Below are 22663 nucleotides of genomic sequence, written 5' to 3'. Positions count from 1 at the left end.
CCTGCTGGTGACGAAACGAGGTCGACGAACCGGAGCGAGCTACTCGCGCTGGCGCGCCTCCAGCTCGCCGACGACCTCCGGGTTGCGCAGGGCGCTCGTGTCGCCGTAGTCCTCGCCGTTCGCGATGTCGCCGAGCAGTCGGCGCATTATCTTGCCGGAGCGCGTCTTCGGGAGGTCGGGCGTGAACACGACCTCGTCGGGCGTCGAGCCAGCGCCGATGGCCGCCGCGACGGCCGCGTCGACGTCGTCGCGCGCGACCGCGGCGCCCGCCGGCCCGTCCTCGGTGGTGACGTAGGCGACGATGGCGGTCCCGATGTCGGGGTCGTCACGGCCGATGACCGCCGCCTCGGCGACGCCGTCGACCTGGACGATGGCGTGCTCGATCTCGGCGGTGCTGAACCGCCGACCGGCGACGTTGAGCACGTCGTCGACCCGCCCGAGCACGGTGACGTAGCCGTCTTCGTCGACGACCGCCTCGTCGCCGACGCGGTAGCGCCAGCGCTCGGGGGCGTCCGCCACCGCGCCCCAGTCGCTGGCGGTCGCGAGCTCGCGGGCCATCGCTGGCCAGGGTCGGTCGACCGAGAGCCAGCCGCGCTCGCCGGGCGCACAGACGGCGTCCGCGCCGTCGCGGACGGTCGCTTCGATGCCGGCCAGCGGCCGACCGACCGACCCGGGCCTCATCGATTCGACGCCAGGCAGGGTCGTCAGCAGCACCGCGCCCGTCTCGGTCTGCCACCAGGTGTCGACCACCGGACAGTCGCCGCCCCCGACGTGCTCGTGGTACCAGTGCCACGTCTCCGCGTCCAGCGGCTCGCCGACGCTCCCGAGCAGGCGCAGGCTGGACCGGTCGTGGGCCTCGGGGTACGCCGTGCCCCACTTCATGAACGAGCGGACGACCGTCGGCGCGGTGTAGAGGACGTTCACGTCGTTCGCCGCGACGATCTCCCACGGGCGGTCCCGGTCGGCGGCGTCCGGGCTCCCCTCGCTCAGGACCGTCGTCGCGCCGAGCGAGAGCGGGCCGTAGACGACGTAGGAGTGTCCCGTGATCCAGCCGAGGTCGGCGGTCCCCCAGATGGTCGTCTCGGAGTCGACGTCGAGGACGCGCTCGGTCGTCCAGGCCACCTGTGCGAGGTAGCCGCCCGTGGTGTGGGTGACGGCCTTCGGCTCGCCCGTCGTGCCCGATGTGTACATCCGGAAGAGCGGGTCGGACGCTCCGCGTGGCACCGGCTCGACGGTCGTGCCCTCGTGTGCGGCCAGGAGGTCGTCGTAGCGGGCACCGTCCTCGGTGTGGCTGCTCCCGGCCGCGAGCCGGTCGACGACGACCGTCGCGTCGAGGTCGTACGGGAGCGCCATCCGCGCGTTGTCGGCGCGGCGGCGCTGGTTCACCGCCTCGCCGCGGCGGTAGTAGCCGTCGCAGGTGACGAGGTAGCGCGAGCCCGCACGCTCCATCCGAGTGGCGAGTGCGTCCGCCGAGAAGCCGGCGAAGACGACGTTGTGGACCGCCCCGATGCGGGCGCAGGCGAGCATCACCGCGACCGCCGCCGGCATCGAGGGGAGGTACGTCGTCACCACGTCGTCCTCGCCGACGCCGAGGTCGCACAGCCCGGCGGCGACGGCGTTCACCTCGTCGAACAGCTCGCGGTACGTGTACGTGACGCGCTCGTCGAGGTGGCCCTCCCAGACGAGCGCGACGTCGTCGCCCCGCTCGTCGAGATGCCGGTCGAGACAGTTCACGCAGGCGTTCAGTTCACCGCCCACGAACCAGCGGAACGGCGGGCCGCCGTCCCCCGAGTCGAGGACCGTGTCGTACCCGCGGTGCCAGTCGAGCCGGTCAGCCGCCGCGGCCCAGCAGTCCGGCCACGGCGCGTCGAACGACGCCGCCTCGGCCGCCGCCACGTTCGCCTGCGTGACGAACCCCGTCGGTGGGTCGACCACGTCGCCCGCCTGCGGTCCGTCCGGCGCAGTCATCGGTTGGACATACGGGTTCGGCCGCATAAGGCTTCGGCCCCACGGAGTGCCGGCCGACGCGCTGACGCCTAATAACCCCTTGCAGCCACCCCACCCCTACCCATGTTATATGGCAACAGACTCCGTGTATTAAGTATCATTAGGGTAAAGCAGTCGGTCGAGTACGGTTAACGATGGTAATCAAAACAGTTTCACGCACACAGTGTAAACCAGATGCGGGGCAGATTGCACCCGCGACGCCATCGTCCGTCGCCGGCCGCTGCTGAAGGCGGCCGGGCGGGGACCGGACTCGCGCTCACGGCGGGCTGCCTCGACAGCTTCGCCGGGAGCGGTGGTGGCGGACGCGAGGAGCTCGACGGGCTCGAACGCATCCGCGACGACGAGTCCGTCCGCGAGGTGTACCTCGGAACGTGAGCCGATCCGATCGACCCTGCACGCTCAGTTAACAATCGTAACTTTCTGGAACAGGTTCTTTACGATGGAATACGTGGGTGGGGTATGTCGTTCCAGCTATCCGACGAACAGCGGGCCATCCGCGACGCGGTCCGCGAGTTCGGCGCAAACGAGATCAGACCCGTCGCCCGTGAACACGACGAGGCGAAGCAGTACCCACACGACCTCGTCCAAGAGGCCGCCGAGTACGACCTCGTCGCGCCGACCATCGACCCCGAGTACGGCGGGGCCGGGATGGACCTGCTCGAGAGCGTCGTCGTCACCGAGGAGCTCTGGCGGGCCGACCCCGGCATCGGGAGCGCCATCGGCTCCCGGGGCTTCGGCTCGACGATGATACAGGAGTTCGGCGACGACTGGATGAAGGCGGAGTGGCTCCCCCGGGTCGCGAGCGGCGAGTCGGCGACCTGCTCGTGCATCTCCGAGCCCGCCCACGGCTCGAACGTCGCCGGTATCGAGACGCGCGCCGAACGCGACGGCGACGAGTGGGCCCTGAACGGCACCAAGATGTGGATTACCAACGGGACCGTCGCCGACGTGGCCGTCGTCATGGCCAAGACCGACCCCGACGCGGGTCACCGTGGCATCACCGCGTTCCTCGTCCCGACCGACCTGGACGGGTTCGAGACGACGAAGATAGACAACAAGCTCGGCATCCGCGCCTCCGACCTCGCCGAGATCGTGCTGGACGACGTGCGGGTGCCGGCCGAGAACGTCATCGGCGAGGTCGGCAAGGGGTTCTACCAGCTCATGGCCTTCTTCGCCGACGGCCGGACGAACGTCGCCGCACAGGCCATCGGCACCGCACAGGCCGCCCTCGACGCCGCCGTCGACTACGCCGCCGAGCGCGAGCAGGGCGGCCAGCGCATCGGGGAGTACCAGGCCATCAGACACAAGCTGAGCGAGATGGCGACGAACGTTGAGGCCGCCCGGTCGCTCGCCTACCGCGCCGCGACCCACGTCGAGGACGGGGACGACGACGTGGCCGCGAAGTTCGCCAGCATGGCGAAGCTGTTCGCCAGCGAGCACGCCGTCGACGTGGCCGACGAAGCGATCCAGGTCCACGGCGGCGCGGGCTTCGTCACCGACCACCCCGTCGAGCGGTTCTACCGCGACGCCCGCATCACCAAGATCTACGAGGGGACCAGCGAGATACAGAAGAACATCATCGCCGACCGGCTGCTGTAGCTCACTCGCTCAGCTCGGAGTGTGGCGCGGGCAACAGCACGTCGGTTTCCGGCTGTGCGGCGCGCCACTGGCCCCAGGTCGAAAGCGTCGAGGGACGGATGGTCAGCCGGGTCCCGGTGTGTGGGCCGCAGATGGCCGTCGCGAGCAACTGGCTCCAGTAGCTCTCGGTGGCGGTGTCGTACAGCACGAGGTTGGCGGTGTTCCGGACCGACTCGTTCTCGTCGGGCACCCCGCGGCTCCCCGCGACGAACACGTCGCCGCCCCGCTCCGCGGACCGCGAGTGGATCTCCGGCGGGACCCAGAGCTGGCCGGAGGCGTCGAACGTCAGGGCCTCGCCGTCGACGACCCGGGAGGCGACCATCCCGCTCCGACAGAGCGGGCAGTAGGTGACGAGGAGCGGCCCGCCGAACTCGTCGTTGACGACCTCGTGTCGCCAGAAGGCGTCGATGGGGTACGCCCGGGCCGCGCCGTCGGCGACGACGCCGATGACCGCGCGCTCCTCGCCGAGTGTCGGCTCGCCGTAGACGAACTCGTTGTCCGGGTCGACCGCGCTCCAGTCCGACGCGAACGCCGGCTCGACGATGCCGCGGATGCCCTCGACGACGGGGGCGCTACAGATGCTCGCGGGGTTGCCGTTCGCCGCGAGCGAACTCGGGTCGACGGCCGTCGTCGGGCGGCTCGTCGGCGACCCATCGCCGTCGCTCCCGTCGAACCGCGCGGTACAGCCAGCGAGCGCACCGACACCCGCAGCAGCGGTCACGGCGAGGAGCCGCCGTCGGCTGGTCGTCCCCGTCACGCTGGAGGCGTAGGTACGACGGCGGCATAACCCCCCTGCGGTCGTGCGACACGGTCTCACGACCGGCGCAAGGCTATTGACGGGTGCTCCGTCTACTGTGGCGTATGCACCCATCTCGTCGGTCTCTCCTCCGCGCCGGCGGCCTCGGGCTGGCGACCGGGCTGGCCGGCTGCCTCGACTCGTTCCGTCCCGGCGGCGGGACGAGCGACGACCTCGCCCTGGCGTCGGTGGACGTCGGCGGCTCCCCCGGCGGCGAGGTCGTCGTCCAGCCAGCGGGCAGCACCGTCGTGCTCGACTTCTTCGCGACGTGGTGCCAGCCGTGCAAGCCCCAGATGGCCGAGCTCGGCGCGGTCCGCGAGCAGTTCCCCGACCTCGCGATGCGCTCCGTCACGACCGAGTCTGACCGCGACGCCGTCCGGGCGTTCTGGCGCGAGTACGACGGGAACTGGCCCGTGCTGCTCGACCCCGAGCTGCAGGCGTCGAGCACCTACGACCCGCGTGGGTTCCCCACGCTGTTCGTGTTCGACGCCGACGGCGAGCAGGTGTGGAGCCACACCGGCCTCGCCCGCTCGCAGGACATCGTCGCCGCCGTCGAGCGTGCCCGGTCGTGATCGGGGGCTCGCAGCTCTCCTTCGCGTTCAGCGCCGGGGTGTTCACCTTCCTCGCACCCTGCGCGTACCCGTTGCTGCCCGGCTACGTCGCGTACTTCCTCGGCGAGGGCGACGGGCAGTCGACCACGCCGCCGCTCGTGACCCGCCTGCGCCGGGCCGTCGTCGTCGCGAGCGTCACCAGCCTCGGCTTCTTCCTCGTGTACGCCGTCCTCGCCGGTGTCGCCGGCGCCCTCGGCGCGAAGGCCCTCTCGAACGTGAGCACGCTCGAACTCGTCGTCGGTGTGTTGCTCATCGGCCTCGGGCTGGGGATGGCCAGCGGCCGGTTCCAGCCGTCGATGCACCTCCCGCTGCCCGAGCGTCGCCGCTCCGTCGGCGGCTTCTTCGCCTTCGGGGTCGTCTACGCCGCGGCCGCGGCCGGCTGTACCGCGCCGCTGTTCGTCGCCATCGCGGGCGTCGCGCTGAACGCGAGCCCCACCGGCGCGGTGCTCCTCTTCGGCGCGTACGCGACCGGCATGAGCCTGCTGATGCTCGCGGTGACGCTGCTCGCCGCGCTGGGGCGAGCCGCCATCCTCCAGCGGCTCTCCGCCTCGACGGGCCGGGTCACCCGCGTCGCGGGCGTCGTCCTCGTCGTCGCCGGAGTCGTCCAGCTCTACTACTACCTCGTCGTGTTCGACGGGCTAGCGACGCTCGGGCTGTAGGTCAGGGGTCCCCCGCCTGCGGCGCGGACGACGCCGGGTCGGCCGTCGTCCCCGGCCCCGCACCGCGTCTCGCCGTCGGGCCCCCGAGCACTGCCGCGCCTATACGTTTACTTTTTTATATAGATATCTTCTCAATATATTGGTAGTCGTGAATCTCTGCCAGCCGTTCGGTCGACCGGTCGCGGTTCAGCACCAGAACCACCACATATCCCCCCAATACACCGTTCTATGGGGTTTTCTCCATCGACACTTCGTTGTCACGCCGCGTCCAGCTGGGAAAGCTGGTCCTGTGTTCGAAGCTCCCCTTAAGCTACGCAGCAACCTTCTCCAGCCTTTTTCTACCGTCTTTCACCAGCCAGGCGCACTGGAGGAACTGGAGCAAGTAAATAGGTTCGAAATATGAAACTAATCTATTACGGTGATTTTTCTATCAAGTCATGACGGTAGGTGGTTGCGCACGGTGCAGTGGCTGGTCGGTCGGGACCAGCAATCCCAGCGAGCGCGTCGTCGGGCAACGACGCGCCGCGGGAGACGGCGGACACGGAATGGGTCAGACGGGTAGAGCGACGCAACCGGCGGTCCACGTGGTGGCAGATGGACACGCGATCGCGTCGCGATGCGTCGGAACGTCGCGGTCGCTGCACGTGCTACTGGCGTCGCGACGTCCCGTTCGTTACGATGCGAGCAGTTCGTATAAATCTGGCGAACCCGCAGCCGCGGTCACCGTGCACGGACCGCGGCCGTCTCGTCGTCCACGGTGCCGTCGCTGGTCTTCAGCGACTCCCCCGTCGTGATGTCGAACAGGTGGCAGTCCGCCTCGTCGAAGGTGAACCCAACCGTCTCGTTCCGGTCGTAGGTCCGGCCACTCGGTGCCGTCGCTGTCAGCTGTCGGTCGCCGCAGTTCAGCGTGACGTGAGAGAGATCGCCGAGCGGTTCGACGAGGTGGACCGACGCCTCGACGACGTTCTCACCCGCCGGGTCGTCGACGATGCGGATGTCCTCCGGGCGGACGCCGAGGGAGACCTTCGGCCGGTCCCCGATGGCTTCGGTGGTCTCCGCGGAGACGCGGTACTGGAACTGGTCGTGGACGAGCAGTTCGCCTTCGACGACGACGTCCAGGAAGTTCATCGACGGCGCACCGATGAACCCGGCGACGAAGCGGTTCGCCGGACGGTGATAGCACTCCAGCGGGGTGCCGACCTGCTGGAGCTCGCCGTCGTCGAGGATGGCGATGCGGTCGCCCATCGTCATCGCCTCCGTCTGGTCGTGGGTGACGTAGACGGTCGTCACGCCGAGGTCGTCCTGGAGTGCTTTCAGCTCGGTGCGCATCTGCGTGCGCAGCTTCGCGTCGAGGTTCGACAGCGGCTCGTCCATCAGGAACACCTCGGGGTCGCGCACGATGGCTCGGCCCAGCGCGACCCGCTGTTGCTGCCCCCCGGAGAGTTCGCGCGGGTGGTCGTCGAGCAGGTCCTCGATCCCCATCGTCTCGGCGACGTCCTCGACCTTCCGGTTCCGCTCGTCGGCGTCGAGGCCGGTCGTCATCTTGAGGCCGAAGCCGATGTTCTCGCGGGTGGTCATGTGCGGGTAGAGCGCGTAGTTCTGGAACACCATCGCGATGTCGCGTTCGCGGGGCTCCAGGTCGGCGACGGAGTCGCCGCCGATGCGGATGTCCCCCTCGGTCACGGACTCCAGCCCGGCGATCATGCGCAGCGTGGTGGACTTCCCGCAGCCGGAGGGGCCGACGAGGACGAGGAACTCGCCGTCCTCGAGCGTCAGGTCTACGTCGTCGACCGCGAGCACGCCGCCGCTCTCCCCCGGATAGGTCTTACTAAGGCTAGCCAGCTCTAACTGTGCCATGGCGTACCGTGTCGATTCAGGTCGCGCCTATTTAATCCTTTATGTGACCGCAGAACTCCCCGGGCTGCACCGAGGCGAATCTTCTTATACCCCGACAGAATTACTACGAGGTACCCGACTGCCTCGGCCACCAGCGTGCCGAGTGTGCTCAACCATGTCAGACCAACGCCACAGGAGCCACGCCGGCTCCGTCTACGATGAGTTGAACGTCCCCACCGTCGTGAACGCCGCCGGAACGAAGACCCGTATCGGCGGGAGCCGCATCCGTACGGAAGCACTCGACGCGATGGGCGACGCGGCCGAGGAGTTCGTCGAGCTGGCGGACCTCCAGGCGGCCGCCTCCGACCGTATCGCGACCGTCACCGGCGCGGAGGCGGGCTACGTGACCAGCGGGGCCGCGGCCGGGCTCTGTCTCTCCGCCGCGGCCGCCATCGCCGGGTACGACGTCTCCGTGATGGACCGACTGCCCGACACCGACGGGGTCCCCAGCGACATCGTGATGCCCCGAACCCACCGGACGGGCTACGACCACGCCTTCCGGACCGCGGGCGCGGACATCGTCGACGTCGGGACGAACGACCACCACCTCGGTACCGGCTCGACCAACGTCGAGCCCTGGGAGCTCGCGGCGGCCATCGACGAGGACACCGCCGCGGTCGGCTACGTCCAGAAGTCCTACACCCAGCCCCCGCTGCCCGTCGTCGCCGAGGTCGCCCACGAGCACGACGTGCCGGTCATCGTCGACGCCGCCGCCGAGGTCCCCCCCGTCTCGAACAGCTCCCGGTTCGTCGAGCAGGGGGCGGACATGGTGGTCTTCAGCGGCGGCAAGGGCATCCGCGGCCCGCAGACCACGGGCATCGTCGCGGGCAAGCGGGAGTACGTCGAGTCGATCGCCCTCCAGCACCTCGACATGCACGTCGCCGCCGACGCCTGGAACCCGCCCGAGCGGCTTGTCGACCCCGACAACGTCGAGGGTGTCCCCCGCCAGGGCATCGGCCGCCCCATGAAGGTCGGCAAGGAGGAACTCGTCGGCCTGCTCTACGCCCTCGACGCGTTCGTCGAGGAGGGCGAGTCCCGCGTCCCGGAGTGGCAGCGACGCGCGGACAGCATCGCCGACGGCCTCGCCGCCGCCGGCGTCCCCACCCAGGTCACGCCCGGAAACGAGACCAGCGTGGCCCCCGAGGTCGTCGTCGCCGTCGACGAGGCCGGGACCACGGCGACCGAGCTGGTGACCGACCTCCGGGCCGAGCGCCCCCGCGTCTACGTCGGTGCGGACCGCCTCGACGCCGGCGAGGTCGTCGTCAATCCGATGTGCCTCACCGACGACGAGGCCGACTACGTCGTCGAGCGCATCGTCGCGAACGTCCCCACCTGAGCACCCTGCGTCCCGAGCTGACGCGGCCCTCCCTCTCCCACACGCGTTCCGCCTATTCCTACCGCGAGTGCCGCCGCGAGGGGAACCTATTTGTGCGTCATCGTCGCATCGTGGAACGATGCATCTGTTAGCGATAGTCGCACATCCAGACGACGCTGCGATATTCTGTGGCGGAACGCTCGCCAAGCACGCCGACCGGGGTGACCGGGTCACGGTCGCCCACATGACACGGGGAGAGTACGGTGGCCTCGGCTCCCAGTCGGAGGCGGCGGTGGCAGAGACCCGCGAGGCGGAGGCCCGCGCCGCCGGCGAGGTCCTCGGCGTCGACGACGTGACGTTCCTCGACTTCGAGGACGGCCGCGTCACCGACTCGCTCGCGAACCGCCTCCTGCTAGTAGACGTCCTGCGCGAGCACGACCCGGACCTCGTGCTGACGCACTTCCGCGACGACATGCACCCCGACCACCGCGCGACCGCCGGGCTGGTCACCGACGCCTACTACATGGCGTCGCTCCCGCTGTGCGAGACGGACCACCCGCCGTGTGACCCGGACAACGTGTACCACTTCGGGAAACCGACCTCCTCGTTCGAGCCCGAGACGTTCGTCGACGTCTCCGACCACCTCGACCGGAAGCTCGACGCGCTCGAACGCCACGAGTCACAGGTCGAGTTCCTCGTCGAGCACGGCGGCATCGACGCCGAGTTCGACAACCTCGCCGAGAGCCTCCGCGCAGAGGGGCTCGTTCTCGGCAAGCAGGCCGGCTGCACCGCCGCGGAGGGGTTCGTCCCGCTCCACGAGACCGCCCGCGACTACCTCGACTGACAGCCATGCGCGAACTCACCACCGACGACGCACCCGAGAGCATCGGCCCCTTCTCGCAGGGAATCGAGTCCGACGGCCGCATCTACGTCTCCGGCCAGGGTCCCATCGACCCCGACACCGGCGACGTCGTCAGCGAGGACGTGCGCGAGCAGACCCGCCGCACGCTCGACAACCTCGCCGCAGTCCTCAGCGCGGGCGGCGCGAGCCTCGACGACGTCGTGAAGGCGACCGTCTTCGTCAGCGACATGCGCTACTACGACGCGGTCAACGAGGTGTACGGTGAGGCGATGTCGCCGCCATATCCCGCCCGCAGCGCCGTCGAGGTCGTCAAGCTCCCCGTGGACATCAAGGTCGAGATCGAGGTCGTCGCCGAGGCCTGACCCGGTCGCGACTCATTCTGGCAGCGACATCGGCAGTTCGCCGGTCGCCGTCGCCGCCCCGACCACGACCGCCGCGAGCGCGTCGACCGTCGCGGGGTCGTAGCCGTAGCCCGTGAGGTACGTCCCCGCATCGGGCAGCGCTGCGACGTCGTAGGGGTCTCGGAGCGAGACGACGACGAGGTCGACCGGCGCGTCGGCCAGCGCCGCGACGGCCGCCCGCTGTGCCTCGTCCGCCCGGGCGCGGTGCGTGGCGACGACGACCTGCGCGCCGGGGTCGAACGACGGGGTGTACTCGTCGCCCGTTACCGCGTGCGAGTACACCTCGACGCCCCTGTCCGCGAGCGCGGCGAAGAACGCCCGCGGGTCGTAGCGGTCGTCCTCGGCGTCGGACTCTCGGCCGCCGTCGAAGCCGACGACGTGGCACGGCACGGACGGGTCGAGCGGGAGCGTCCCGCCGCGGTCACGCACGACCGTGACGCCCGCGCGGGCGACCTCGCGTGCGACATCACGCGCCGCGCCGCCGGCGACCTCCCACGAGGGGGCCGCCTGCTCGTCGTCCGGCGTCACGCTCCCACCGGACGGCTCGCGCTCCATCGCGCCCCCGGCCGGCGCGTACCGGCGCTTGTGGCGACGGACGCGCTCGAACGCCTCGTCGACGCGCCCCTCGTCCAGCCGCCCCGACTCGACGGCTTCGACCACCGCGTCGATGGCCCCGCGCTGTGCGCCGGGCGAGTGCGAGACGAGCACGACGTCACAGCCGGCCTCGATGGCCCGGATGGCACCCTCCTCGACGCCGACGGTGCCAGCGATGGCGTTCATCTCCAGACAGTCGGAGACGACCAGCCCGTCGAAGCCGAACTCGTCGCGGAGCACGTCGGTCAGCAGCGTGCGCGAGAGCGTCGCGGGCAGCCCGTCGTCGCCGGTCACCGCCGGGAACGCGATGTGGGTCGTCATCAGCGCCTCGATGCCGGCGTCGACCGCCCGACGGAACGGCCGGAACTCGACCGCGTCGAGCCGCTCACGGTCGTGGTCGACGACCGGGAGCGAGCGGTGTGAGTCGGTGTCGGTGTCGCCGTGCCCGGGGAAGTGCTTCCCGCAGGCCGCGACACCCGCGTCCTGGAGCCCGTCCGCGAACGCCGCGCCGAGCGCGCCGACGCGGTCCGGGTCGTCCCCGAACGACCGTACGCCGATGACTGGGTTGTCCGGGTCGCTGTTCACGTCCAGCACGGGCGCGAGGTTCGTCGTGACGCCGACGGCGGCGAGCTCGCGGCCGACCGCACGGCCGGCGCGGCGAGCCAGGTCCGGGTCGTCGGCCGCCCCGAGCGCCATCTGGCTGGGAAGCTGGGTCCCCCAGTCGAACCGGGAGACGACGCCGCCCTCCTGGTCAGTCGCGACGAGCAGCGGGGCACCGGTGGCCTCCAGCGCGAGCGACTGCAGCTCGCGCGAGCAGTCCGCGAGCTGGTGCGGGCGCTCGACGTTGCGACTGAAGTAGATGACGCCGCCGAGGTGTCGGGACTCGATCAGGTCCTCGATGGCCGGTGTGGGACGGGGCCCGTCGAATCCTCCGACGAACAGCTGCCCGACCTTCACCTCGGTCGGGACCGACTGCACTGGACGCTCCATGACGGCAGGTCGCTCGACCATGTCGGTTCGACCGTCGGGGGCCGGCGTCTTAGTTCCTACTCCTTGACGCTGCCCGTGGTCAACCCCGCGACGATTGGCTTCTGGAACAGCACGAACAGCAGCAACAGCGGGACCGTCGCGACGGTCGAGGCGGCCATCATCTGCCCCCAGTACGTCTGGCTCTGGGTCTCGAACTGCTGGATGCCGATGGCGAAGGGCGTGACGTTCTCCGAGCCCAGCACCGACGCGAACAGCACCTCGTTGAACGCCATCAGGAACACGAACATCCCGGTGGCGGCGATGCCCGGCGCGGCCAGCGGCATCACCACGCGGAACAGCGCGCCGAGGCGCGTGCAGCCGTCGATGCGTGCGGCCTCCTCCAGGGCCTCCGGGATGGTGTCGAAGTACCCACGCAGCATCCAGATGGCGAAGGGGACCGTGAACGTCGAGTAGAGGAACACGAGGCCGTGGTAGGTGTCCTTCATCGGGAGCCCGACGTGTATCTGGACGTTGATGAACAGCAGGTACATCGGCAGCAGGATGAGCACGCCGGGGATCATCTGCGTGCCGAGGATGGAGAGCTCGAGCTTGCTCTTGCCCGGGAAGTCGTACCGTGAGAAGGCGTAGGCCGCCAGGCTCGCGACGAGCAGCGAGACGACCGTCGTCGCCGACGCGATGATGAGGCTGTTCGTGAAGTACTCCACGAGCGGGAACCGCGACCACATCTCCACGTAGTTCGACGGGTGGAACGTCCGCGGGACCAGCGAGGGGTTCTCCGTCATCACCGCGCTCCGCGGTTTGAAGCTGTTCATCACCATCATCCAGATGGGGAACAACGCGAACACGAGTATCAGCCCGAGCGCGAACCGCGAGACGGCCGTGACCAGCAGCTCCCGGCCCGCCTTCGTCAGGCGCAGCTCCGACGGGACGCGACCCTCGGCGGCCTCGTCCGTCCCGGCCGACCCGAGCATCTCAGATGGCACCCCCGTCGAACTCGCCGCCGATGATGCGCCGGTAGTAGGCGTACGCGAGCACCATCGCGACGAGGAAGAGGACGGTGCTCATGGCCGCGCCGAGGCCGAACGACCAGTTCGAGAACGCGTAGTTGTAGATGAACAGCATGAGCACCTGGCCGGAGTCGCTCGGGTTCGAGCCCAGCAGGATGTACGGGACGGTGAAGTTGATGAACGACCAGACGGTCAGCAGGAGCACGATGACGACCGAGACGGGCTTGAGCTGTGGCAGCGTGATGTATCGGAACTTCTCCCAGCGCCCCGCGCCGTCGGTCTCGGCGGCCTCGTACAGCTGCTCCGGGATGGACTGGAGGCCGGCGTACAGCATGATGGTCGCCCACGGGAAGTTCTGCCACGTCCAGACGACGGTGATGGCGACGATGGACCGGGGACCGATGAGCCAGAAGAACGTCCCCTCGACGAGCCCTGCCGACCGGAGCAGGTGGTTGATGATACCCGTGTCCGAGCGGAACATCATCTGCCACGTCAGCACCGCCGGGACGGCGGGCGCGATCCAGGGGATGAGCACGAGCGTGCGGGCGATGAGATTCCCACGGAAGTCCTCGTTGAGCAGCAACGCGGTGCCGAGCCCGAGCGTGTAGATGCCGACCACCGAGCCCGCGGTGAAGATGACGGTCTGCTTCAGCGAGCTCCAGAACTCCGCGCCGACGATGGTCGACGGGTCGAAAATCTTCGCGTAGTTCTCCAGGCCCACGACGGGCGCGGTCCACCACTTCGAGATGAACTGGGCGTCGAGCTCGACGAAGCTGATGTAGAACCCCCACCCGATGGGCAGGAAGTGGATGATCGCCATCATCAGGAACGCCGGGAGCAACAGCTTGTACGCGAATCTGGTGTCCGCGTCGAGCGACGGCCGCAGCCGGCTTGCCCACTCGGGGGTCCGGCCGGCGACGCCGCTTCTGACGGCTTCGAGCATGTGACACGAGTTCTCACTGCCCGTATATATCGTTTTCTACAGCGACACCGCCGAAATAATCGCCCGACGCGTCGCTGTTCGGCCCCCGACGGGCCGTCCGTCGATACGCCGCGTCAGTTCTCGTCGAGGACGCTGTTGGCCTGCTCCGCCGCGGTCTCCAGCGCGTCCCTGGTGTCGCCCTCGCTCCAGCCCCCGCTGACGGCGCTGGTGAGCACGTCGGTCACGGCGTTCTTCATGATACCCTCGACCTGGCCCCAGCCGAGCACCTGCGGGAACGTCTGTGCGACCGGCAGGACCTCGTCGGCGAACGTCTGGTAGAGCTCCCCGGCGAACTGCTCCTGCTCGAAGCCGTCCTCGATAGTCGGCAGGAAGCCGGTGTTCGCGGCGATCTCGGCGTTGACCGACGGACGCATCAGGTACTCGAGCCACTGCGCGGCCTCGTCCTCGTGGTTCGTCCACGGGTGGATGCCGACGAGGTTGACGCCGTAGAACGTCGCCGAACTCCCGCCGGGGCCGACCGGCGGCTTCGCCACCGACATCGACTCGCGGGTCGCGTCGCTCTCGGCCACGACGCGGTCGACCGTGTTGAGCGCGCTCCAGGTACTCGCGATGCGGCCGTTTATGAACGCACTGTCGCGTGCCGGGCCGTCCCACTCGGCGGACGACTCGGGGGCGACGCCGTGGGTCGTCGCGAGGTCCTTGTAGAAGTTCAGGGCCTCGACGGCACGGTCGCTGTCGAACTGCGCGGTCGAGTTGTCCTCGGAGAGGAGCGAGCCGCCCGCCTGCCAGACGAGCATCGCGTAGTACTGGGTCACCGCCCAGTTGTTCGCGCCGGGCAGCCCGAACAGGTTCTTCTCCGGGTGCGCATCCGAGAACTGCTCGCCCTGCTCGACGAGCTCGTCCCATGTACCGGGCGCGTCGGAGATGCCGGCCTCCTCGAGCATGTTTCCGTGCATCAGGTGCCCACGCGGCCCCCAGAACCACGGGAAGCCGGCGGTGACGCCGTCGTACTCCGCGATTCCGGTCGGCTGGTCGAACACCCCGTCGAGCGAGATGTCGAGCTCGTCGAGGTCGAGCCACGCGTCGGACTGGATCTGCTGGGGCATCCACGTCGAGGCGATCTCCTCGACGTCGGGGCCGTCGCGACTCGTGATGCTGTTGAGCTGCTTCTGCTTGGCGTTGCCCCAGCCCATTGTCTCGAGTTCGACCGCGATACCGGTCTCCTCCTCGAACTTCGCCGCATGCTTCTCGTAGAACGATTCGACTCCGTCCGTCGCGAAGTGACGCGCCTGCAGGGTGACGCCGCCGCTTCCCGAGCTGGTCAGCTGTCCCAGACAGCCAGCCACGCTCAGTGAAGCGGTCGTCCCAGCCCCCGCGAGCAGCGTCCTCCGGGATACCGAAGGTGTACTATCGTCTCGCATAGCCGTTAGCACAATTGCAAACGGAGTATAAATAAGTACCCCTCACGGTAACGACTAGCAACCGGGGCACAGGAGCGTGTGACCGACACCACGCCCGTTTATGACCGCGTAGCCGGAACACGTCGCCATGGAAATCACGGGCTACGAACTCTACGAAGTGCCGCCACGCTGGCTGTTCCTGAAGCTGGAGACGGACGAGGGCATCGCGGGCTGGGGGGAGCCAATCGTCGAGGGCCGGGCGAAGACAGTCAGGACCGCTGTCACGGAGATGCTCGACAGCTACCTCGTCGGCCGTGACCCACGGCGCATCGAGGACCACTGGCAGGCGCTCTACCGCGGCGGGTTCTACCGGGGAGGCCCCATCCTGATGAGCGCTATCGCGGGCATCGACCAGGCGCTCTGGGACATCAAGGGTCGGTACTACGACGCCCCCGTCTACGAACTGCTCGGCGGGAAGAGCCGCGAGCGCATCCGCGTCTACCAGTGGGTCGGCGGCGACCGCCCCTCGGACGTCATCGAGGAGGCCGAACGGCTCGTCGACTCGGGGTACACGGCGCTGAAGATGGACGCCACGAACCAGACGCGCCACATCGAATCCCCGGCGGTCATCGACGAGACGGTCGACCGCATCCGGCAGGTGCGCGAGGCGCTCGACGATACGGTCGACATCGGCGTCGACTTCCGCGGCCGCGTCTCGAAGTCGATGGCGAAGACGCTCACCGACAGGCTGGCCGACCTCGACCTGCTCTTCATCGAGGAGCCGGTGCTCCCCGAGCACAGCGAGCACCTGCCCGACATCGCGGCGCAGTCGCGGACCCCGCTCGCGACCGGAGAGCGACTCTACTCCCGCTGGGACTTCAAGGAGCTGTTCCGGGGCGGCGGCGTCGACCTCATCCAGCCCGTCGTCTCCCACGCCGGCGGCATCTCGGAGCTGGTGAAGCTTGCGAACATGGCCGAGGCCCACAACGTCGCCATCGCACCGAACTGCCCGCTCGGCCCCATCGCGCTGGCGGCCTCGCTCCAGGTCGACACGGTCGTCCCGAACCTCGTCGTGCAGGACCACGGCTTCGACGTCCACTCCGCGGAGCGTGGCCCGGCCTACGACTACCTCGCCGACACCTCGGTGTTCGACTTCGAGGAGGGCTACCTCGACACGCTGGACGAGCCGGGACTCGGCATCCGCATCGACGAGGAGACCGTCGCGGAGCGGTCCACGGTCAACGTCGAGTGGTACAACCCGACCTGGCGCAACGAGGACGGGAGCATCGCCGACTGGTAATTTCGTCACGCGAAATCCTTAACCGAGAACACGTCGACGTACCGGTATGACCGAGAGCGACCAACCGGCGACGCTCACCGCACCGCGGAAGACGTTCGCCGTGGTGGAGGCGATGGCCGACGCAGGGGGGACGGTCCGCGTCACCGCGCTCGCGGACGAGCTCGGCTATACGCGGAGCACGACGTACAAGCACCTCGCGACGCTGCGCGAACTCGGCTACGTCGTCAAGGAGGGCGTGGAGTACTCGCTGTCGTACCGCTTCGTCTCCGTCGGCGAGCGCGTCCGACAGGGCTCGGCGCTGTACCACGCGGCGAAGCCCCACGTCGACCAGCTCGCCGAGACGACCGACGAGACGGCCGGCATCGTCGTCAAACAGGGGTCGAGCGCGGTCGACCTCTACCAGTCCACGGACCACCCGTCCGAGGCCGTCCTCACCGCGCCGGAGCTGCACTGCAGCGCGCCCGGGAAGGCCATCCTCGCCCGGCTCGACGCGGCGGCCGTGGACGCCGTCGTCGAGGCTGACGGGCTGCCCGCGCGCACGGAGAACACGATTACCGACCGCGAGGCGCTCGACGCCGAGCTCGCAACCGCACGGGAGCGCGGCATCACCATCGAGCGGGGCGAGCAGCGTGAGGGCATCCACGGCGTCGCCGTCGCGTTCGAGACCGACGAGACCGTCGCCGCCGTCTACGTCGCCGGCCACGCCGACCGCCTCAGCAGCAAGCGACTCGAGGAGAACGTTTCCGGGATGGTGCTCGGGACGGTGCGTCGAATCGAGGAGTCCCTCTGAGACGGGCTACAGCGGCGCGAATTCGACGGCGGTCTTGATGGTCCCGTCATCGGTCGCGAACGCCGCCGCGGGCTCTTCGGCGGGGACGACCGTCGTCACGAGGTCGTCGACGAACCAGTCCGGAAACGCCGCGACGGAGTCGATGGCCGCCTCGAAGTGCGGGACGTGCGAGTTGACGCTGCCGACGAGCGCCTTGTTCTCCATGACCAGCTCGCGGTGGACGCGGCCGCCGTCGACCTCGAACGTCCAGTCCTCGGGCACACCCAGCAGCGCGCCGACGCCGTTCGGTGCGAGCGCCCGGACTGTCTCGAAGGCGTGTTTCGCGTGACCGGTCGCCTCGACCACCAGGTCGGCTGGCTCGTGGACCGCCGGGACGTCCGGAACCGGGGTCTCCCGCGAGTCGACGTACGTCGCCCCGAGCCCCTCGATGACGTCGATTGTCGGGTCCGGCCGGTCGCGCCGACCGAGGCAGTACAGTCGGTCGAAGCTGTCTGCGACGAGCGCCAGCGTCAGCAGCCCGAGGGGCCCGTTGCCGAGCACGAGCGCCGACTCCGGCCGCCAGTCGAACGCCGAGCGCGCCGAGAACGCGTGGTCGAGCGCCTTCTCCGCGTTGCTCGTCGGCTCGACCAGGAAGCCGTGGGACGCGAGCGACTCGGGGATGGGGACGAGAAACTCGGCGGGGCTGGTGAAGTACTCCGCCATGTACCCGTGTGCGCCGACGATGCCGCGTTCGAGGTACCGGCCGTCCGGGGCCATGTCGGGCTCGCCGCGCTCGAAGTACTCGTTCGTCCCCTCAGGTGGCCGACGGACGGTCGGGACGACGACGTCGCCGACCTCGAACCCGGTCCCGTTCGGGTCGACGACGGTCCCGACGGCCTCGTGGCCGAGTATCTGGTAGTCGTCGCCCGCGGGGAAGCCGCCGTGGTTGCCCGCGATGACCTCGTGGTCGGTGCCGTCGACGCCGACGCGGTGCGTCTCGACGAGGACCTCTCCCGGGCCCGGCTTGGGCTTCGGGACTTCCACGACGCGGGGCGTCTCCTCCCCGCGGTGGACGGCTACCGCGCGCATCTTCCCCCGGCGGTCGGTCTGCTGGGGTGGTCGTCTCGCTGCGATACGTCGTCTGCTCGGTGGCCCGCACCGGGGCGTGTCCGGCACACGTCGCTGGTGCTGGGCCGTGGTCGTCCGGTCGCCATTATGACGTTCGTCGTGGAGTCGAGACAAATAAGTTCGGGTCGGTCGGCGGACGGAAGGAACCGCCACTCGGGCGAGGGTATCCGCCGCCGATGCCGCTGCGCTCGTGCCGACGACCGACGCGGCGAGTGCCGGTGCGTTCCCGAGGCAGGTCCTGCGCTTCCGTGTCGTGGGTGCCTGCTGCGAGACCGTCCACGCCAGGACGGCTGCACACAGGCTGCATGCATATCGCCTCACACGTCAAATAATTGTACGCGGTGCGTGACGGCACGCGAACCGGCGGGCTCGGCCAGGCCCGCGCTCCGGTCAGTTCCCGACGCGGTTGTACAGCTCGATGGCGTCGACCACGTCGTCGTTCAGGTCCATGTCGGTCTCCAGTTCGACGTGGGCCGTGTCGGCAATCATGTCGACGACCTGCTGGCGCTGCTCGGCCGTGTCGAACTTCTGGTGCAGCGGTTCGCCCACGCTGATCTCCAGCGACCAGTACTGGCCGGGGTAGGCCGTCCGCATGTTGTACGGCGAGTCGTGGTACGCCAGCCTGACGGCGTACGCCGACAGCGTCGAGTCGACGTCGGCGTACTCGTCGGGGACGTGCTCGTCGGGGAGCGTTATCTCGACGATGTCGCGCTGCGGGTGGCCGTAGCCGGGCTTCGGGCGCTGCTCGTTGTTGTACGCGCCGGCGGACATCGTCTTGCCGAAGTTCGCCGGACCGAGCCACCAGACGACCGCGCCGTCGAGGTGGTACGGCACCGGGCCGGTGTTCTCGAACAGGAGCACCTGGTACCAGAACCAGTCGCTGCCGTGGACCTCCGTGCTGACCTCCATCGGCGCGTTCGCGGTGAAGCTATCGCCACCCAGCGGCTCGCCGGTCGCCGGGTGCGTGTTCTCCTGCAGCGTCTCCAGCAGCGCGCTGTCGTAGTTGTCGAGGTACTCGAAGTCGTCCGACCACGCGGGGTCGTCCTGCGCCTGGAAGTAGACCCGGTCGCGCTCGGCGACCTCCTCGTCGTCCTCCCCGCGTGCGTCCGTGGGCCAGGGGTCCTGGACGAGCGCGGATGGGTCGTTGCTCGCGGCGACGGGGCCGGCCGTCTCGTCCCAGGCCGCGTCGCGCCCCGGCCCCTGGAACGTCGGGGCCTCCCGCTCGTCGGGCAGGAGCATCAGCCGCGGCAGCAGCTGGGCGACGGCGTGGTCCGGCAGGCCGGCGGCGCGGAACTCGCTGGCCCAGTCGAGCGCCTGGGTACCGAGCGAGCCGAACTGCAGCGAGCCGTCCTCGACGTTGTTCCGGATCGCGTCGAGGTCGACCGCGAAGTCGGCCGCCTTCTCGTCGTCCGGCCACGCGACCGCCGCCGTGGCGTGGCCCCCGTGGCCCCCGCCGCTGTCCACCTCGTCGGGCATGAAATCGAGGAAGACGTCCGGGATGTGCCGCTCCTGGTAGTTCGGCAGGAACTCGGCGATGGTCGTCTCGGGCGTGAGCTCGTCCGGCGGCTGGTCCTCGGGCTCGACGGTCAGCGTCGTCTCCGCGCTCGCGGTCGCACCGTCGGCACCGGTCACGGTCAGCGTGACGGCGTACTCGCCGGGGTCGTCGAAGGTGACGGCCGTCTCGACGCCCGTGACGGGCTCGCGGTCGCCGACGGCCCACTGGTAGGACGCCACGTCGCCGGTCGAGCCGGAGCCGTCGAGGGTCACGCTCTCGCCGACGGTGACGGTCGTCGCGCTCGCGTCGATGGCCGCCGCGAGCTCCTCGCCACCGCCGCCACCGCCGTCCTCGACCAGTTTCCAGGGCCCCCACTCGCTCGCACCGGGCTCGTCGCCCCGCGTCCACCACTTCGCCTCCCAGACGGACTCGTCGTGGGTGACCCGGTCCCCCTCGGTGTACGTCGCGTCCGGGCTCCAGGCCGGCGGCCCGTCGCCTCCACTGCCGCCGTCGACCGGTTCGATGCGGGTCCAGACGTTGGCCGCGATGGTGGGCTCGTCGCCCTTCGTCCACCACTCGGCCTCCCAGACGTACCCCTCGTACACGACGCGGTCGCCGCCCGTGTAGACCGTGTCGGCGTCCCACTCGGGGGGCGTGTCCGAGGCCGCCGAGGCCGCCGAGGCCGCCGCGCTCGCGCCGAGGAGCGAGGAGACCGACCGGAGGTACGTCCGCCGTCTCATGGCTTGGCCTCGTTGATGGTGTCGATGAGCGTCTCGTCGTAGTCCTGGGAGAGCTCCCAGAACATGACGCCACCGAGACCCTCGTCCTTCGCAAGCTGGACCTTCTCCTCGATGGAGGCGGGGTCGTCGTAACTGATGAAGACGCCCTCGTACTCGTTCCAGAGGTAGGGCACCTGGCCCTGCTCGTTCACCTGCTTCTCCCAGCCGTCGGCCCCCTCGTAGTTCGCGGCGAGGTCGCCGTAGTCGTACGCGCCGGTGTTGGCCTGGTCCGGGCCGAGGAGGTCGTTCCACGTTCCCGGCGGGATGACATCGTTCTGGTGCTCGGGGTCGCCCTGCTGCCAGTCCGGCAGCGAGAACGAGTCCCAGATACCGTCCTCGACGATGCAGCCGCGGCCGTAGAACGGCAGGCCCATCACGAGGCTGCCGGGGTCCTCGACGGGCTCGCCGTGGTCCTCCCACTCCATCCAGTCGACCCAGTATCCCTGGTTCTTCCATATCTCGAGGGTGGTCTCCAGGGTGTACTGCTGGGCGTCGCCGGAGGGCGGATAGTCGTCGGGGGTCCCGTAGATCGGCGCGTTCAGCCCGGCGGTCTCGTGCCAGACGCCGGTGAAGTCGTACGCCATCATGTAGATGTCGTCGACGACCTGCTCGACCTCGCGGTGGTTGATGAGCGCGGCGTTCCAGTCGGAGCCGCCGTTGGCGACCGAGAGGTAGTACGTGCGGTCGTCCTCGGCCTCGGCCTCGTCGAGTCGCTCGCGGACGGCCTCGAGCAGTTTCACGTGGTTCGCCGGCCCCTCCGAACTGCCGCACTCGCAGACGCCGCGGTTCGGGCCGGGGTGCTCCCAGTCGATGTCGATGCCGTCGAAGTCGTACTCGCGCATGAGCGCGACCGCGGTGTCGGCGAACTGCTGCCGGCCGCTCGGGTCGTCAGCGGCATCCTCGAAGCCGGGTGAGAGCGCCCAGCCGCCGATGGAGAGCTTGAGCCGCGTGTCCGCCGCCGGCCCCTGCTTCAGGTCGGCGAAGGACTGGAGCAGCGACTCGTGGTCGACCTCGCTGTCCGGGATGGTGACCGTGCCGTCGGGCTGCACGTCCAGGAACGCGTAGAGCACGTCTGTCACCTTGTCGAACGGGACGTCCTCGGGGTAGTAGCCGTAGTCCTCGTTGCCCTTCCAGCTCGGATAGTAGCCGACGACCTTGAACTCGTCACCGGCCGCGTTCTCGTCGACCGTCAGCGTGTCCGTCGCGGTGTCGCTCGCGCCGCTCCCGTCGGTGACGGTCAGCTCGACCGTGTACTCGCCCTCGTTCTCGTAGGCGTGGCTGACGACCTCGCCGGTCGCCGTCGCGTCGTCGCCGAACGCCCACTCGTAGGACGACACGTCGCCCTCGGAGCCGCTGGCGTCGAACTCGACTGCGGTGCCGGGTTCGACGTAGCGATCACCCACGGTGAACGACGCCGTCGGGCCGGCCGGTTCGTCGGGGTCCTCGACGGGCTCGACCTGGGTCCAGACGTTGGCCTCGACGGTCGGCTCGTCGCCCCTCGTCCACCACTCGGCCTCCCAGATGTAGCCCTCGTAGGTCACCCGGTCGCCGCCCGTGTACGTGGCCTCGGCGCTCCATGCCGGCGGCAGCTCGCCGCCGCCACCGCCGCCGTCGACGGGCCCGATCTTCGTCCACACGTTCGCGCTCTCGCTCGGCGTGGTGTCCTTCGTCCACCACTCGGCCTCCCAGATGTAGCCGTCGTAGACGACCCGGTCACCGCCCGTGTACACCGTCTCCGAGTCCCACTCGGGCGGCGTGTCCCCCGCCGATGCTGCCGCGCTCGCGCCGACGACCGACGCGACGAGTGCCGATACGTTCCGTAGGTAGCTGCGTCTGTCCTGTGTCATGGTCGGATTCCGGTCCACCGGAGTCGTGCGTGCGGTCGCGGCCGCCCCGCTACCGACGGCCGGTGCCGTCGACCCCACGCGTGCTCGTGGACGCTGGCCGAATCTTCCGGCCAGAAGATAATAAGTATTCTTCTACGAGTTAATCTAACTATATTTGTACTGAAAATAGAGATGCTGCTCGTCGGCCCCCACCCCATCGGTGGGACGGGGACGGGCGGTCAGTCAC

Annotated in this window: 19 protein-coding genes; 9 read left to right on the top strand and 10 right to left on the bottom strand. The window is 69.3% G+C overall.

Annotated features, from left to right (window positions below; all coding sequences use genetic code 11):
- Positions 1-39: 39 nt before the first annotated feature.
- A complete protein-coding gene (locus tag BLT27_RS05650) occupies positions 40-1968 on the bottom strand; it encodes an acetate--CoA ligase (RefSeq protein ID WP_089732068.1) in 1929 nt (642 codons plus the stop codon).
- 213 nt (positions 1969-2181) lie between these two features.
- Here BLT27_RS05650 and BLT27_RS05645 point away from each other — a divergent pair, with 213 nt between their 5' ends.
- Complete coding sequence (locus BLT27_RS05645) at positions 2182-2382, top strand: hypothetical protein (protein WP_139172260.1); 201 nt, start codon at positions 2182-2184, stop codon at positions 2380-2382.
- 84 nt (positions 2383-2466) lie between these two features.
- Entirely contained in the window at positions 2467-3606 is a 1140-nt protein-coding gene (locus BLT27_RS05640) for an acyl-CoA dehydrogenase family protein (protein WP_089732066.1), read from the top strand.
- Position 3607: 1 nt separating this feature from the next.
- On the opposite strand, the gene BLT27_RS05635 is transcribed toward BLT27_RS05640, so the two are convergent.
- Entirely contained in the window at positions 3608-4402 is a 795-nt protein-coding gene (locus tag BLT27_RS05635) for a DUF3179 domain-containing (seleno)protein (RefSeq protein WP_245707633.1), read from the bottom strand.
- A 104-nt stretch (positions 4403-4506) separates the two neighbouring features.
- Between BLT27_RS05635 and BLT27_RS05630 the strand changes: the two genes are divergently transcribed.
- Together BLT27_RS05630 and BLT27_RS05625 are read left to right on the top strand one after the other, a co-directional pair.
- Entirely contained in the window at positions 4507-5013 is a 507-nt protein-coding gene (locus tag BLT27_RS05630) for a TlpA family protein disulfide reductase (protein WP_089732202.1), read from the top strand.
- Positions 5010-5711, top strand: a complete 702-nt coding sequence (locus tag BLT27_RS05625; protein WP_089732064.1) for a cytochrome c biogenesis CcdA family protein — start codon at positions 5010-5012, stop codon at positions 5709-5711. The genes BLT27_RS05630 and BLT27_RS05625 overlap by 4 nt, the downstream gene beginning before the upstream one ends.
- A 720-nt stretch (positions 5712-6431) precedes the next feature.
- Here BLT27_RS05625 and BLT27_RS05620 read toward each other — a convergent pair.
- Positions 6432-7568: an ABC transporter ATP-binding protein gene (locus BLT27_RS05620; protein WP_089732063.1), complete on the bottom strand. Its 1137-nt coding sequence runs from the start codon at positions 7566-7568 to the stop codon at positions 6432-6434.
- Between the two features lie 154 nt (positions 7569-7722).
- Between BLT27_RS05620 and BLT27_RS05615 the strand changes: the two genes are divergently transcribed.
- The 3 genes from BLT27_RS05615 (at position 7723) to BLT27_RS05605 (ending at position 10146) form a co-directional block, all read left to right on the top strand.
- A complete protein-coding gene (locus BLT27_RS05615) occupies positions 7723-8943 on the top strand; it encodes an aminotransferase class V-fold PLP-dependent enzyme (protein WP_089732062.1) in 1221 nt (406 codons plus the stop codon).
- A 118-nt stretch (positions 8944-9061) separates the two neighbouring features.
- Positions 9062-9766 (top strand): PIG-L deacetylase family protein, encoded by a 705-nt coding sequence (locus tag BLT27_RS05610; protein ID WP_089732061.1) that lies wholly within the window; start codon positions 9062-9064, stop codon positions 9764-9766.
- Between the two features lie 5 nt (positions 9767-9771).
- Complete coding sequence (locus BLT27_RS05605) at positions 9772-10146, top strand: RidA family protein (protein ID WP_089732060.1); 375 nt, start codon at positions 9772-9774, stop codon at positions 10144-10146.
- Between the two features lie 12 nt (positions 10147-10158).
- Here BLT27_RS05605 and nagZ read toward each other — a convergent pair whose 3' ends face one another.
- The 4 genes from nagZ to BLT27_RS05585 all read right to left on the bottom strand — a co-directional run bounded on the left by nagZ (position 10159) and on the right by BLT27_RS05585 (position 15140).
- Complete coding sequence (nagZ, locus tag BLT27_RS05600; RefSeq protein WP_217639097.1) at positions 10159-11769, bottom strand: beta-N-acetylhexosaminidase; 1611 nt, start codon at positions 11767-11769, stop codon at positions 10159-10161.
- 56 nt (positions 11770-11825) lie between these two features.
- Positions 11826-12740, bottom strand: coding sequence for a carbohydrate ABC transporter permease (locus BLT27_RS05595; RefSeq protein ID WP_089732058.1), 915 nt, complete (start codon positions 12738-12740; stop codon positions 11826-11828).
- A 1-nt stretch (position 12741) separates the two neighbouring features.
- Positions 12742-13719, bottom strand: a complete 978-nt coding sequence (locus BLT27_RS05590; RefSeq protein WP_089732057.1) for a carbohydrate ABC transporter permease — start codon at positions 13717-13719, stop codon at positions 12742-12744.
- Positions 13720-13832: 113 nt separating this feature from the next.
- The gene (locus BLT27_RS05585) at positions 13833-15140 is read right to left on the bottom strand and encodes an extracellular solute-binding protein (protein WP_089732056.1); all 1308 of its coding nucleotides are present in this window, start codon (positions 15138-15140) and stop codon (positions 13833-13835) included.
- A gap of 127 nt (positions 15141-15267) precedes the next feature.
- On the opposite strand from BLT27_RS05585, the gene dgoD reads away from it, so the two are divergent.
- Together dgoD and BLT27_RS05575 are read left to right on the top strand one after the other, a co-directional pair.
- Complete coding sequence (dgoD, locus tag BLT27_RS05580; RefSeq protein WP_089732055.1) at positions 15268-16419, top strand: galactonate dehydratase; 1152 nt, start codon at positions 15268-15270, stop codon at positions 16417-16419.
- Between the two features lie 46 nt (positions 16420-16465).
- Positions 16466-17209, top strand: coding sequence for an IclR family transcriptional regulator (locus tag BLT27_RS05575; protein ID WP_089732054.1), 744 nt, complete (start codon positions 16466-16468; stop codon positions 17207-17209).
- A 6-nt stretch (positions 17210-17215) separates the two neighbouring features.
- Here the strand turns inward: BLT27_RS05575 and BLT27_RS05570 are convergent, their stop codons facing one another.
- From BLT27_RS05570 to BLT27_RS05560, 3 genes are all read right to left on the bottom strand, one after another.
- Positions 17216-18277 carry a glucose 1-dehydrogenase gene (locus BLT27_RS05570; protein WP_089732053.1) on the bottom strand — a complete coding sequence of 354 codons (1062 nt, stop codon included), beginning with the start codon at positions 18275-18277 and terminating at the stop codon, positions 17216-17218.
- 429 nt (positions 18278-18706) lie between these two features.
- Positions 18707-20551: a carbohydrate-binding protein gene (locus BLT27_RS05565; RefSeq protein WP_089732052.1), complete on the bottom strand. Its 1845-nt coding sequence runs from the start codon at positions 20549-20551 to the stop codon at positions 18707-18709.
- Positions 20548-22437 carry a glycosyl hydrolase family 18 protein gene (locus tag BLT27_RS05560; RefSeq protein ID WP_089732201.1) on the bottom strand — a complete coding sequence of 630 codons (1890 nt, stop codon included), beginning with the start codon at positions 22435-22437 and terminating at the stop codon, positions 20548-20550. Before BLT27_RS05560 ends, BLT27_RS05565 begins: the two co-directional genes overlap by 4 nt.
- Positions 22438-22663 lie beyond the last annotated feature (226 nt).

It is taken from the genome of Haloarchaeobius iranensis, assembly GCF_900103505.1.
Classification (GTDB): domain Archaea; phylum Halobacteriota; class Halobacteria; order Halobacteriales; family Natrialbaceae; genus Haloarchaeobius; species Haloarchaeobius iranensis.
Note: the sequence above shows the minus strand (reverse complement) of the source record. Positions and strands in the feature narration are given on the sequence as shown.

Excerpts from the sequence above, each read along its gene's own strand:
- BLT27_RS05650 (WP_089732068.1), bottom strand. The coding sequence starts at position 1,968 with ATGACTGCGCCGGACGGACCGCAGGCGGGCGACGTGGTCGACCCACCG.
- BLT27_RS05645 (WP_139172260.1), top strand. The coding sequence starts at position 2,182 with ATGCGGGGCAGATTGCACCCGCGACGCCATCGTCCGTCGCCGGCCGCT.
- BLT27_RS05640 (WP_089732066.1), top strand. The coding sequence starts at position 2,467 with ATGTCGTTCCAGCTATCCGACGAACAGCGGGCCATCCGCGACGCGGTC.
- BLT27_RS05630 (WP_089732202.1), top strand. The coding sequence starts at position 4,507 with ATGCACCCATCTCGTCGGTCTCTCCTCCGCGCCGGCGGCCTCGGGCTG.
- BLT27_RS05620 (WP_089732063.1), bottom strand. The coding sequence starts at position 7,568 with ATGGCACAGTTAGAGCTGGCTAGCCTTAGTAAGACCTATCCGGGGGAG.
- BLT27_RS05615 (WP_089732062.1), top strand. The coding sequence starts at position 7,723 with ATGTCAGACCAACGCCACAGGAGCCACGCCGGCTCCGTCTACGATGAG.
- BLT27_RS05610 (WP_089732061.1), top strand. The coding sequence starts at position 9,062 with ATGCATCTGTTAGCGATAGTCGCACATCCAGACGACGCTGCGATATTC.
- BLT27_RS05605 (WP_089732060.1), top strand. The coding sequence starts at position 9,772 with ATGCGCGAACTCACCACCGACGACGCACCCGAGAGCATCGGCCCCTTC.
- nagZ (WP_217639097.1), bottom strand. The coding sequence starts at position 11,769 with ATGGAGCGTCCAGTGCAGTCGGTCCCGACCGAGGTGAAGGTCGGGCAG.
- BLT27_RS05595 (WP_089732058.1), bottom strand. The coding sequence starts at position 12,740 with ATGCTCGGGTCGGCCGGGACGGACGAGGCCGCCGAGGGTCGCGTCCCG.
- BLT27_RS05590 (WP_089732057.1), bottom strand. The coding sequence starts at position 13,719 with ATGCTCGAAGCCGTCAGAAGCGGCGTCGCCGGCCGGACCCCCGAGTGG.
- BLT27_RS05585 (WP_089732056.1), bottom strand. The coding sequence starts at position 15,140 with ATGCGAGACGATAGTACACCTTCGGTATCCCGGAGGACGCTGCTCGCG.
- dgoD (WP_089732055.1), top strand. The coding sequence starts at position 15,268 with ATGGAAATCACGGGCTACGAACTCTACGAAGTGCCGCCACGCTGGCTG.
- BLT27_RS05575 (WP_089732054.1), top strand. The coding sequence starts at position 16,466 with ATGACCGAGAGCGACCAACCGGCGACGCTCACCGCACCGCGGAAGACG.
- BLT27_RS05570 (WP_089732053.1), bottom strand. The coding sequence starts at position 18,277 with ATGCGCGCGGTAGCCGTCCACCGCGGGGAGGAGACGCCCCGCGTCGTG.
- BLT27_RS05565 (WP_089732052.1), bottom strand. The coding sequence starts at position 20,551 with ATGAGACGGCGGACGTACCTCCGGTCGGTCTCCTCGCTCCTCGGCGCG.
- BLT27_RS05560 (WP_089732201.1), bottom strand. The coding sequence starts at position 22,437 with ATGACACAGGACAGACGCAGCTACCTACGGAACGTATCGGCACTCGTC.